The organism is Hymenobacter seoulensis, from assembly GCF_054780535.1.
In genome coordinates, this window is record NZ_BAAGWD010000002.1 from 684958 (window position 1) to 697151 (window position 12194).

At 57.4% G+C, this 12194-nt stretch carries 11 protein-coding genes and 1 riboswitch; of the genes, 5 read left to right on the forward strand and 6 right to left on the reverse strand.

Features of this window, described 5'->3' with window-relative positions:
• Positions 1-100 precede the first annotated feature (100 nt).
• The 3 genes from ACYVHC_RS10760 to ACYVHC_RS10770 all read left to right on the forward strand — a co-directional run bounded on the left by ACYVHC_RS10760 (position 101) and on the right by ACYVHC_RS10770 (position 4165).
• Positions 101-1234, forward strand: a complete 1134-nt coding sequence (locus ACYVHC_RS10760; RefSeq protein ID WP_460613727.1) for an endonuclease/exonuclease/phosphatase family protein — start codon at positions 101-103, stop codon at positions 1232-1234.
• A gap of 250 nt (positions 1235-1484) precedes the next feature.
• Positions 1485-3032 (forward strand): cysteine--tRNA ligase, encoded by a 1548-nt coding sequence (gene cysS, locus ACYVHC_RS10765; RefSeq protein WP_460613728.1) that lies wholly within the window; start codon positions 1485-1487, stop codon positions 3030-3032.
• 116 nt (positions 3033-3148) lie between these two features.
• Positions 3149-4165: a zinc-binding metallopeptidase family protein gene (locus ACYVHC_RS10770; protein ID WP_460613729.1), complete on the forward strand. Its 1017-nt coding sequence runs from the start codon at positions 3149-3151 to the stop codon at positions 4163-4165.
• Positions 4166-4235: 70 nt separating this feature from the next.
• Here ACYVHC_RS10770 and ACYVHC_RS10775 read toward each other — a convergent pair whose 3' ends face one another.
• Both ACYVHC_RS10775 and ACYVHC_RS10780 read right to left on the reverse strand, forming a co-directional pair.
• Positions 4236-4757 carry a GNAT family N-acetyltransferase gene (locus tag ACYVHC_RS10775; protein WP_460613730.1) on the reverse strand — a complete coding sequence of 174 codons (522 nt, stop codon included), beginning with the start codon at positions 4755-4757 and terminating at the stop codon, positions 4236-4238.
• Positions 4758-4773: 16 nt separating this feature from the next.
• Positions 4774-5679, reverse strand: coding sequence for a S66 peptidase family protein (locus ACYVHC_RS10780; RefSeq protein WP_460613731.1), 906 nt, complete (start codon positions 5677-5679; stop codon positions 4774-4776).
• A gap of 109 nt (positions 5680-5788) precedes the next feature.
• On the opposite strand from ACYVHC_RS10780, the gene ACYVHC_RS10785 reads away from it, so the two are divergent.
• On the forward strand, positions 5789-7009 hold the full coding sequence (locus tag ACYVHC_RS10785; protein WP_460613732.1) for an alpha/beta hydrolase: 1221 nt from the start codon (positions 5789-5791) through the stop codon (positions 7007-7009).
• A 74-nt stretch (positions 7010-7083) separates the two neighbouring features.
• On the opposite strand, the gene ACYVHC_RS10790 is transcribed toward ACYVHC_RS10785, so the two are convergent.
• From ACYVHC_RS10790 to ACYVHC_RS10805, 4 genes are all read right to left on the reverse strand, one after another.
• Complete coding sequence (locus ACYVHC_RS10790; protein WP_460613733.1) at positions 7084-7713, reverse strand: hypothetical protein; 630 nt, start codon at positions 7711-7713, stop codon at positions 7084-7086.
• On the reverse strand, positions 7703-8743 hold the full coding sequence (gene metX, locus ACYVHC_RS10795) for a homoserine O-acetyltransferase family protein (protein ID WP_460613734.1): 1041 nt from the start codon (positions 8741-8743) through the stop codon (positions 7703-7705). The genes ACYVHC_RS10790 and metX overlap by 11 nt, the downstream gene beginning before the upstream one ends.
• A gap of 199 nt (positions 8744-8942) precedes the next feature.
• The gene (locus ACYVHC_RS10800; RefSeq protein ID WP_460613735.1) at positions 8943-10331 is read right to left on the reverse strand and encodes an O-acetylhomoserine aminocarboxypropyltransferase/cysteine synthase family protein; all 1389 of its coding nucleotides are present in this window, start codon (positions 10329-10331) and stop codon (positions 8943-8945) included.
• 388 nt (positions 10332-10719) lie between these two features.
• A riboswitch (SAM riboswitch) is annotated at positions 10720-10833 on the reverse strand.
• A gap of 360 nt (positions 10834-11193) precedes the next feature.
• Positions 11194-11490 (reverse strand): LysM peptidoglycan-binding domain-containing protein, encoded by a 297-nt coding sequence (locus tag ACYVHC_RS10805; RefSeq protein WP_460613736.1) that lies wholly within the window; start codon positions 11488-11490, stop codon positions 11194-11196.
• 229 nt (positions 11491-11719) lie between these two features.
• On the opposite strand from ACYVHC_RS10805, the gene ACYVHC_RS10810 reads away from it, so the two are divergent.
• Entirely contained in the window at positions 11720-12136 is a 417-nt protein-coding gene (locus ACYVHC_RS10810) for a lipocalin family protein (protein ID WP_460613737.1), read from the forward strand.
• Positions 12137-12194 lie beyond the last annotated feature (58 nt).

The window sequence follows — 12194 nt, forward strand, 5'->3', positions numbered from 1 at the left end:
ACAGAATGTGCGCGCAAAACTTGGTCCAGTTCTAAGTGCTAAGGCTTAAAGGTAACCTCTACCTTTGCTCCTGATCTACTAGTCAGGAAAAAGGTTGCTTGTGCGTCGTTCATTTGCTTTTAAGTGCACTGTATTGCTGGTCTTGTGGGTGCTGGTAGCCATTGCCTGCGTCCAGATTCCGGCCTACACCTTCTGGCCTGCCATCTTCGGGGCCCTCACGCTACCGTTGGCCCTCGGGCTGAACCTAGTGGCGGTGGTGTATTGGCTGCTGCGGCGCTGGCCGGTAGCGCTGCTGCCGCTGGCCGTGGCGGTGCTTACGTGGCCGCACTTTCAGCGCGGGCTAGCCCTGCACCCCTTGCGCGTAGCGCCTTCTGAAGCCGCTCAGCAAGCCGGTGGCCCCATTGTAAAGGTGCTCTCAGCGAATGTGCGCATCTTCAATGTGTATCCGCAGCTACGCGACGCCGGCCTGAACTCTTCGCGCCAGATGGTGCGCTGGCTGGTCGAGAACCCAGCCGATATTCTCTGTCTGCAGGAGTTTTACAACGAGCCGACTTCTATCCGTACCAAGGATAAGGATGTGTTCCAGACAGTGGATAAGATCGGGCAGAAAGCCGGCCGCCAAGTCTTCCTTTCCAAAACCCTGACCAATAGTGCCGGGGCGGAGTTCGGTATGGCTATTTTCTCGCGCCACCCTATTGTAAACCGCGGTACCATCAGCTTCGGTAAGCTTACCCAGAACCACGCCATGTGGGCCGATGTGCAGCTGCCTTCTCAGGATACGATTCGGGTGTACAGCTTCCATCTGCAAAGCATGAGTCTGGATGAGCAGGATATCGTGGACAGTTACTCCAGTAAGGCGGGCCTGAAGCAAAAAGGACTCGGCTTGCTGCGGCGGTTTAAGCGCGGCGCCATTGCCCGGCATTGGCAAGTTGACACCCTAGTAAACCGCTTCGCCAAATGCCGCTACCCTATTTTGCTCTGTGCCGACCTCAACGATGTGCCCTACAGCTATAGCTACGACCAACTAGCCGACCGCTTTCAAAATGCCTGGGCAGCTGTGGGCAACGGCGTGGGCAGTACTTACAATGGCCGCTTGCCCTTTGTGCGCATCGATAACCAGTTTGCCGGCCCGCACTGGACGGTGGCCGACTTCTGGGTGCACTATGAAATTCCGTATTCCGACCACTTCCCCACCATGGCTACTTACCAACTCCAAAAGGGAAAAACTCCCTAGGTAGTTTAATACCCCAAACCCCAACGCATATACCACTGAGTGAACTTTATAAACTACGGTCAAAAGCTTTTGTACCTCTTGGCAGTGGTTTTAGACTTAGTTGCGGGAAATTGGAGGGAATTTGGGTTAGTATGTAGTCTTTTCTCGTAGTTGGCTGTTACAACCCGCTACGCGCCGGACCCTCTGGCCACAGGTTATAAAATCTGTGCATTCCACTTACTCTGCAAATTCTGCGGTTACTTTTGTACCCATGCAGCACCCCCTATCGCTCTACAATACCCTCACCCGTCGGAAAGCCCCGTTTGAACCCCTGCACGCCCCTTTTGTGGGAGTGTATTTGTGCGGACCAACGGTGTATAACGAAGCCCATATTGGTAATGCCCGCGGGCCGGTGGTGTTTGATGTGCTGACGCGCTACCTGCGTTACTTAGGCTACACCGTGCGCTACGTGCGCAACATTACCGATGTAGGCCATTTGGAGGGCGACGCCGATGAAGGCGAAGACAAAATCGGGAAGATTGCCCGCGCCCGCCAAGTAGAGCCCATGCAAGTGGCCGAAGGCTATACCAACCTCTACCAAACCCACGTGGAGGCCCTGGGCTGCTTACCCCCCGATATCACGCCCCGCGCCAGCGGCCATATCATAGAGCAGATTCAGATGATTGAGGAAATCATCGGGAATGGGTTTGCCTATGAGTCCAACGGCTCGGTATACTTTGATGTGCCTGCGTACAACGCTGCTGGGCGCGGCTACGGCAAGCTCTCTAACCGCGTGGTAGAAGAGCTGCTGGCCGGCTCCCGCGACAACCTAGCGGGCCAGGAGGAAAAGCGCAGCCCCCTGGATTTTGCCCTCTGGAAAAAGGCCGACGAGCGCCACCTCATGCGCTGGCCCTCACCCTGGAGTGATGGTTTTCCGGGTTGGCACCTGGAGTGCTCGGCCATGAGCCGCAAATACCTCGGCGCCGAGTTTGATATTCATGGCGGCGGACTGGACCTGATGTTCCCGCACCATGAGTGCGAAATTGCCCAGAGCCAGGCCTGCAACCACCCTACCAACGAAGCCCAGGTGTGGATGCACAACAATATGATTACGGTGAACGGCCAGAAGATGAGCAAGTCGCTCGGCAACTTCATCACTATCAGCCAGCTGTTTGAGGGCTCCAATAACACGCTGGCCCAGGCCTACTCGCCCATGACGGCCCGGTTCTTCCTGCTCCAGGCGCACTACCGCAGCACCGTTGACATCACGGACGAAGGCTTGCAGGCCGCCCGCAAAGGGTACCGTAAGCTGATGAATGGCTTGCGCCTGCTCGAGAAGCTCAACGATGCCAGCTTGTCGCGAGACGTTATCATGAGCCGCACTGTGCTACCGATAACGGAAGGCCAGGCGCCTGATACCAACAAAGGCGATGAAGAACTGCGCAAGCTGGTGGCTGACTGCTTTGCCGGCCTGAACGATGACCTAAACACAGCTCGTGCTATTGCCAGCCTGTTTAATCTGCTGCGCAAGCTCAACGGCTTTGCGGCCAACCCCACCACGCTTTCTACTGTGAGTGCAGCTGCGTTGCAGGAAGCCACTCAAGCCTACCAAACGCTGGTGCAGGATGTGCTGGGCCTTGCAGACGAGCCCCGCGCCAGCGCCGAAGACCTACTGCGCCTGACCTTGGAGTTCTACCAGGAAGCCAAAGTCACGAAAGCGTATGATAAAGTAGATCAGATTCGGGCCGCACTCAAGGAGCAAGGTATTGTGGTGAAAGACACCAAGGCCGGCGTTGATTGGGCGTACAGTGAAGAGTAACCGGAAACCCGAAACGGGCGTTTCGGACTGCCACCAGCCTAGTGGCTCTTTCTTGCCAAAGCCTTTCTTTGAGTAGCGAAGCTGGAGCTTCACGCTTATATCTGCAACTTGCCCTCATGACCACGCTCTTTCGCTTTGCCCCAGCCGCTTTGTCGGCGCTATTATTTCTTACGGCCTGCCCCTCTAAAAAAGACGCATCGGAAGCCGAAACTGAGGTAGCCGAGGAGGCTGCATTGCCCAAAGCGCCGGCCTTCAATGCCGATTCAGCCTACGCCTTCACGGCCAAGCAGGTAGCGTTTGGTCCGCGGGTGCCCAACACCAAAGCCCACGTGCAAACCGGCGACTGGATCATCAAGAAGTTTCGGGATGCCGGCCTGACGGTGAAGGAGCAGCCGTTTGAGGCTATGGCGTTTGATGGCAAAATGCTGAAGTCGCGCAACATTATTGCCCAGTACATGCCGCAGGCGCCGCGCCGTGTGGCCGTTTTTGCCCACTGGGATACCCGCCCGTTTGCCGACAAAGACCAGGCCCGCAAAAACGAGCCGCTCGATGGTGCTTCTGACGGCGCCAGTGGCGTGGCTATTGCCCTTGAAATGGCGCGTACACTGGCTGCCCAGCCCGACAGCTTAGCCCCCGGCGTGGGCGTCGACTTCATTCTCTTCGACTCCGAAGATTATGGCTACGATGGCAGCACCCAAAGCGAAAAGAAAAATCTGCTGGGCAACAAGGAAAGCTGGTGCCTGGGCTCCCAGTATTGGTCTAAGAACTTGGTGCCCGCGAATTATAAGCCCAACTATGGCATTCTGCTGGATATGGTAGGGGCCAAAGGAGCCAAGTTCAGCCGCGAAGAACTCTCGCGCCAGAACGCCCGCGACGTGGTAGATAAAGTATGGAACACGGCCTCCGCACTCGGTTTCTCCGATTACTTCTTGTACCAAGATGGCACCGGCATCACCGATGACCATGTGTTCACCAATCAAGCCGGCGTCCGCACCATTGATATCATCGACTTCCTGCCGAACGGTGAGTTTCAGCCCTATCACCACACCACCCAGGACAACATGAACATCATCGACCGGCGCACGCTCAAAGCCGTGGGCCAGACGGTGCTCACCACCATCTACGGCGAGTAAATTACTAGGCATTAAAACATAAGAAAGCCCCGGTAGCCTATGTTGCCGGGGCTTTCTGCTTTAATAAGAGCTAGCGAAGTAGCTTGTAATACACCACCGTGGCTTCCAGCGCGCCATTGGCCACGCGCGCGTATTCCGGGATGGCACCAGCGGCTGTGTAGCCCAGGCCCTGGTACAGAAGCTCCGATGATGCGCCCTCCAGCGTGTCAAGCACCAAGGTGGTGCGCTGGTGCTGTTGGGCTAGTTCTTCCACGGCGTGCATAAGCTGGCGGCCTATTCCTTGGCGTTGCGCTGTGCTGTGTACTAGTACTTTTGCTACTTCTGCCCGATGCGCCGCGTTGGCCTTCGTGGCCAGATGCAGCTGTGCGGTGCCTACCACGTTTCCTTCTTTCTCCGCAACCAGCAGGAGTACTTCCTGCGAAGGCAACGCCGCCGCTATGCCCTGCCAATACTGCCTAGCTTCTTCCGGTGCTAAAGGTGGCAGAAACCCCACGGAAGCGCCGGAGTCAACGGCATCTCGCAGCAGTTCGCATAAGCTGTCGAGGTGCTGCGGAAAGTGCTGGGGCGAAACGGGACGGATGGTAACCGACATAGTGGAGGCAACCGAATTAGATATAGGAAAGCACGGTGCCCTGCTCCTGCACTACTAAGCGCGCCATGCGGCCAACAATAAGCGCCTGATTGTCGGGCTCGTGGCCGACGGGGAAGCCGTGGGCAATCGGGAAACCATAGGCGCCTGCGTACTGATTGATGATTTCGTGGGGCGTTTGGCCGTAGGGCACGGCGTTGTCCTGGGGGTTGGTGAAGTGCCCCACTACTAGGCCCGCCAGTTGCCGCAACTTGCCGGTCCGGTTCAGGTGCACCAGCATCCGGTCAATGGCGTAGAGGTACTCATCGATATCTTCCAGAAACAGAATGCGCCCGGCCGTGGAAGCATCGGAAGCGGTGCCCGTGAGGGTTTGCAGCATGCTCAGGTTGCCGCCCACCAACTCGCCGGTGGCGGTGCCCAGAATATTTAACTGATGAGCCGGCGCGGTATAACTAACTGGCTCACCGAACAGCGCCCGCCGCAAACTTTCCAGCGACTCCTGCCCACCTTCCTGATGAAACAGCAGCGGCATGACGCCATGAATGCTTTGGTGCCCCAGGTTCAGCAGGTGGCTGTTAAGGGCCGTGATATCGGAGAAGCCCGCTACCCATTTGGGCGCCTGCGCATACCTAGTAAAATCAAGGCTATCGATGATGCGGGTGGTGCCGTAGCCGCCGCGGGCGCACAAAATGGCCCGGATACTGGGGTCGTCGAGCTGCTGCTGCACATCTTGGCGGCGCACCTCATCGGCCCCGCCAAACTGATGATAGCCCACGTTGGTACTAGCCCCGAGCACTACCTGAAGTCCCCAGCTTTCCAGCGTGGCAATGGCCGCGGCCAGTTCCTCGTGCGAGGCTTTGCGGGCGGGGCAGACAATGGCAACCCGGTCGCCGGGCCGTAAGGGGAGAGGGGCAGTAGTGGGCATACGAAAGGGCGAAGAGCAGATGCACAAACATAGCAAGCTGCTTGCGTTCTGTGACTAAGTGCCGAAAACTAGTCCGAACTTTGCGGAGAGGTGATGCCCGTACCTTTTTGTGTTTTCTGAGTTGATGCTGCTTGTGCGCTTTTTTATTTTACTACTGACGCTAGGTCTGGGCCTGCTGCCAACTCGGTTGCAGGCCCAGGCCGCGCCCGATACTACCCGGGGCCGCTACCACAAGCCTATGTTCCGGCAAGTGACGGTGCAGCGTGGGGTGGAGTTTGCTCAGGTAACCAGCCTGCTGGGCTTGCCCCAGACCTTGTACATGGATGTGTACCAGCCCACCGGCGACACCGTGCGGCGGCGCCCGGTAGTAGTGCTGGCTCACGAAGGTGGCTTCCTGACCGGCACCCGCGACGATGCCGTTATGACGGCGCTGTGCACGCGGCTGGCCAAGCTTGGCTATGTTGCGGCTACCATTGATTATCGGTTGTATTTCTTTCCCTTTGATACCGTAGGCATCGGCCGAGCCGCCATCCGGGCCACTCAGGATATGCGGGCGGCGGTGCGCTTTTTTCGGCATGATGCCGCCAATGCCAAGCGTTTTCGGGTGCACCCAGGCTTTGTGTTTGTGGGCGGGTCTTCAGCCGGCGGCTTTATGGCCCTGCAAGCCGGCTACCTCAATAAAGTGTCTGAAGTGCCCGCTTACTTAGGGCTTGCTGACCTGGGCGGGCTGGAAGGCAGCGGCGGACACGCCGGGTACAGCAGCCGTCCGCGGGGCGTAATTAACCTCTGCGGCGCGCTGGCCAGCGCCACCTGGCTAGAAAAAGGCGATGTACCCTTGTGCAGCGTACACGGCACCCGCGACGGGCTGGTGCCGTATGGGCGCGGCACCGTGGGCTCGGCGCTGCCACCGCAGCTGGTGTACGGCAGCGGTGCCCTGCGTGCCAGGGCCAATGCCGTGGGCGTTCCCAGCGTACTGCGCAGTTTCCGGGGCGCGGGCCACGTGCCATACTCCTTTGAGGCCACCTACATTGATTCGGCTTTCTTTGTAATGCGTGACTTCCTGCGGCCGCTTCTGGGGAATGGTGCCCCCGGGCCGTTGCTGGCCGCCGCGCTTAATCCGCGGCGCGTGGCGCAGGTTACGGCCTTCCTATTGCCTAGGCGTGTAGGGCTTGCCGTGCAGCCGCCAAGCCCAGCGCTCAGCTGGCAACCCGACGTATTGAAAGCTCTTCCTGATTCAGCAGGAGTTTCATCGTTGCCAGCGCTACCGGCTACCCAGGCTGCAACGGAGCCGCCAGCTTCAGCGCCCACTACTACCGCTAGTCCGTACTAGGCCGCCTGAAACTCAAAACCCTCCGCAGCACGTGCTGCGGAGGGTTTTGTAGTAATGCTAGGGTAGTAAACGGCTTACGCTGCTTCTTCCGAGTACTCATTGGCACTTACTGGGCGCACATTGCCCGTGCGCACCAGAAACGCACCGTATTTGCGCAGCACCTCCCGATGGCGCAGCAGATGCGCCAGCGCCACATAGCCTACCACGTACCCATCCTCATCGGCTTCCTCCGAAATTTCGCTGAAGTCAAGCAGGTCAATCAGGCGGTCTTCGTCGGTGCGCAGGTAAATTTCCACCTCCAAGTCAGTAAGGGCCGAAGATCCAGGTAGCGGCCCCGAAGCCGAAGTAAAATCGGCATCGATGCTGACAGCTGCCGCGCCCATTTGCGGGGCGAGCTGGGGCATTATCAGGGCCGTAATGCGGCCATCGGGCAGGCGCTGAATACTGGCTTCCAGCTCAATTTGGCAGCCGTAGCTGGCCGCAAAGGCAATATCAACGGGTTGCAGGTTTTCGATGCTGCTCTGAAACACGTGCTCGGGTTGCAGGTAGGTTCCGAAGGTACGGGCAGCTAGTAAAGCGGCTTCAGAGGTCAGATCGAAAAGGAGCTGCCGGCGCTCCGACGCCGGGGTAGCCGGCTTTTTGCGCTTAGCTAGGGCGTTGAAATCAGAAGAAAATGCGGGTAACGGCGCAGCGCTAGTGGACATAGGTCTGGACGTAAAATCGTTCAAGGAAGTGAGTGATTTGAGCAGTTTCAATCAGAAAGCCGTCGTGGCCATATTCTGACTCCATTTCAGCGTATTGCGCCCCCCGGATGTAGCGGGCAAGCTGCTGCTGCTCAGAAGTCGGGAACAGTATATCAGAAGTTATGCCAAGTACCAGGGTTCGGGCCCTAATGCGCCCTAGGGCTGCTTTTACACTGCCGCGGCCCCGGCCCACGTGGTGGCTGTCCATAGCCCGCGACAGGGCTACGTAGCTGTGAGCGTTGAAGCGCGCCACCAACTTATCACCCTGGTAACGCTGATAAGAGCTGGCCAGAAAATCGTCCAGCTTCTCGTCGTCGGTTTCGGTTTGGGTGCGGCCGTAGGCGTGGTGGCTGCGGTAACTGAGCAGCGCCGTGGCCCGGGCTGCCCGCAACCCCGCCGCGCCGCCGTCCGGCGTGGTCGTGTGGTAGGTTGGGTCGGCGAAGATGGCTAGGCGCTGGGCTTCATTGAAGGCAATGCCCCAGGCCGAGTGCCGTGCGTTGGTAGCCAGCAGCACTAGGTTCTCAAACAATGCCGGCCGCTGCACCGCCCACTCCACTGCCTGCTGCCCACCCAAAGAGCCGCCAATCAGGGTATGGATAGACGGTAGGGCAAGGTGCTCACGCAAGGCCTCATGGGCAGCTACCATATCCCGGATGGTCAGGAGCGGAAACGCCTGATATGGTGCTTGCTCCGTGTCGGCATCAGCAGAGGCTGGACCGGTTGTGCCGTAGCAGGAGCCTAGTACATTGGCGCACACAATAAACCAGTCGGCGGGGTCGAAATAACAGCCCGGTCCTACTAGCCCCGGCCACCAGCTCAGCACATCAGAGTTAGCCGTGAGGGCATGGCACACCCATAGCACATTGTCGCGGGAGGCATTTAGGCGCCCGTAGGTATGGTAGGTTACGTTCACCTGAGGCAATATGGCGCCGCTTTCCAGCCGAAGTGGCCTAGGCAAACGAAACAGGTGTGGTTCTTCTTCGGAAGGCATGGTACTAGGGCAATTTCAAAGTCAATAGCCTGCGGGCGGAGCCGATTCTGCCCGGCTCCGCCCCGGCTGTAGTGCGGGCGGCGTTGGTCCTCGGCTTCCTCTCTCCTGAAAGCCCAGGCACCAGCCCGCGCGCTGCGTTGCTGGAAGCTGATCCGAGCCGCTCTCTCACCTGCGGCCCGGCATCAACCCCTCTCAAGTATCAGACTTCCAGCGTGGCAACGTGTTCGGTTTCGGGTTCGGGTAGGAGGGTGCTGCCACTCTCCCCGGAAGGAATAGTAGCTGCCGTGCGCACGGCGTCAAAGGCTAGGGTCAAATCCGCCCGAATGTCTTCGAAGTGCTCCGTGCCCAACGACAGGCGCAGCAACGTGGGTGTTACGCCGGCTGCCCGCTGCTCTGCCTCAGAAAGCTGCTGGTGCGTGGTAGCCGAGGGTTGAATAATCAGCGTTTTAGAGTCGCCAACGTTGGCCAGGTGGCTGATTAGCTTCAGGTTATCAATGAACTGTATAGCGGTTTCCTTGGTGCCTTTGATGGCGAAGGTGAGCACGCCGCCGTAGCCGCGCTTCAGGTACTTCTGGGCCAGCGTGTGGTACGGGCTGCTCTTCAGGCCGGGATAGTTCACGGCTTCTACCTGCGGATGTTGCTCTAGCCAAGTAGCAATGCGCAGGGCATTTTCCACGGTGCGGTCTACGCGCAGGCTTAGGGTTTCGAGGCCTTGCAGCAACAGGAAAGAGTTGAACGGGCTCTGCGAAGGGCCAAAATCGCGCAGGCCTTCTACCCGGGCCCGAATGATGAAAGCAATGTTGCCGAACGGGCCACCTTTGCCGAATACCTCATTAAAAACGAGGCCGTGGTAGCCCTCCGAGGGCTCCGTGAATTGCGGGAACTTGCCGTTGCCGAAGTCATATTTGCCGCCGTCTACAATCACGCCGCCAATGCTGGTGCCGTGGCCACCAATCCATTTTGTGGCCGACTCAACTACAATGTGCGCGCCGTGCTCCAGTGGCCGGAACAGGTAGCCCCCGGCTCCAAACGTATTGTCCACAATGAGTGGCAGATCGTGCTTATTGGCAATGGCGGCAATGCGCTCAAAATCCGGAATGCTGAAGCTCGGGTTACCGATGGTTTCGAGGTAAAGCGCCTTGGTATTTTCGTCGATCAGAGCTTCAAATTCGCTAGGCTGGTCGCCGTTGGCAAAGCGCACCTCAATGCCCAACCGCTTGAACGCCACCTTGAACTGGTTGTAAGTGCCGCCATACAAGTGCGTAGTGCTCACGAAGTTGTCGCCGGCCTGCAGAATGTTGTTGAGGGCAATAAACTGCGCCGCCTGCCCCGAAGAAACAGCCAGTGCCGCTACGCCACCTTCCAGCGCGGCTATGCGCTGCTCGAACACGTCGGTGGTGGGGTTCATCAAGCGGGTATAGATGTTGCCGAACTCCTTCAGGGCAAACAGGTTAGCACCGTGCTCGGCATTCTTGAATACGTAGCTGGTCGTCTGATAAATCGGAACGGCGCGGGACCCGGTTACGGGGTCGGGCTGCTGGCCGGCGTGGAGTTGGAGGGTCTCGAAGTGAGCGTTCTGCGTGGACATAGCAAGGCTGGTTAGCAGGAAGTTGGATATGAAGGAAGGGAGCGTAAACCGCTACAGTGGGGGCTACGCAAGGGCGTAGCAGGAGCCGGGCTGAAGTCAGCAACCTGTGAGGGCGAGCTGAGCAAACAGACGAGCCAGGCGACGCTGCCTAGGCAGCACCAGGGGCCAAAGCCCAGGAAACAGGGGAGGGGAGAAGCTGGGCCGCCGTGCGTGGGCTAGCTACAGCAACAACAAGCGCCGCTACAGCAGCGCATTCGCATTCGCCAAGCAGCGTGGGCGGCTACAGAAGCCCTAGAAACGCAGGTAAGCGGCTGGGCAGTAAGCAACAAAGCAGACTGGGCAGCAGCGGAAGGAAGGGCGAAAGCGAAGGTGTTTTCCATGGCACTCTGAGTTATATGCCCCGCCGCCGAATGGCTGGTCGGGCAGGAATTGGCACCTTTCGCGCGGTCGAAGGTTGCCAGTGGGTCAGGGAGCCTGTTCTCTCGCCACTTCTGTATAAATCTTTGAAAACTGCCCCGCCGCGAGCGGGAGAGTACCTAGTTGGTATTGCAAAGGTATAGGCCTAGTTTCGATATATGCAATAGCTAGTGAAAATAATTTTTAATCAGCCGATACTGCTAATATGCTTATGCTGCGTTAAGATGAGTAGCCGTCAACTTGTTGATTGGCAGGCACTAATAGATGCAGGCAACAAGCTGTCTTTTCTGCTCCTGTTGAGCAGAGGGTACACTTTAGGCAACAGTGAGCCTTAGTCTCTGTGGGCCATACCACCATCCGAAACATATTACAGGGAACTTTAGAAACACAGAAAAGCCACCTTGTAAGAGGTGGCTTTTTTGGATATTTCGAAGCTAGAGAAATGCTAGAGCTTGGGCAGCGTCAGTACCTGTCCTACTTCAATTAGGTCGGGATTCGAGCCGATAACGCTTTTGTTGGCGTCATAAATCTGGTGCCACTTGGCCGCGTCGCCGTAATGGCGCTTGGCAATTTTCGAAAGCGAGTCGCCGCTTACTACGGTATAGGTATCGCCCTGAGTAGTAGTAGCTGCGGCCTGGTTGGCGTTGCCAAAAAAATCGGTGGCACCACCCGCTGCCGGAGGAGTAGTAGGCTGAACAGGCTTCTTATCGCCGTCGTTAGAAAGGAAATCAAACAGTCCCATAGCAGTAAGTCAGTTTAGTTGTGAGAGGGGAATTGACCGAGAATCAGCACGATGCACTGGTCTGGTTTGCCTCTCTTACGCTTGATAATGCAATAAGTTGTAGCCGGACTGTAGCGCGAACATCTTGGGGAATGCTGCCGTAAGAGTGGCAATGCTGACCTAGCAGCCTGGTTATCCAGGAGGCTGAGCAGAGACATAAAATCTACTCTCTCATCTAACCATTCTCCCCATGAAAACCCCCTCTTCCTCTTTTCGCTTGCTAGCTAGCCTGCTTATGCTGGTAGTACTTTTCACGGCTGCTTGTGGCAGCAAAGAAGGTAAAGTAGAAGGCGTTAATATGCTTTACGGTAAGGAAAGCAAAGTATGGAAAACCGATAAAGAACTCAGCGCTTCCGGCGACAAAGTAAAACAGACCGATGCCCAGGAAGATGAGCGCATCACGTTCTTCGCGAACCAGCAGTACACCATGATGTCGCCAACCGGAGCAGTGAACGGTAAGTACACCTTTGATCAGGCGGCCAAGAAAATCACGATGACGCCCGACGGTGCTACCCAAAGCAACACCTTTGATGTAGTAACCCTGACCGACGACAAGTTGACCCTAAAAAGCCCCCAAGGCGCGGAGTTGCGCCTAGAAAAGGAATAAACCAAGTTTTTTCCTAATTAGAAAAGCCCTTTTGTACTATGCAAAAGGGCTTTTTTTA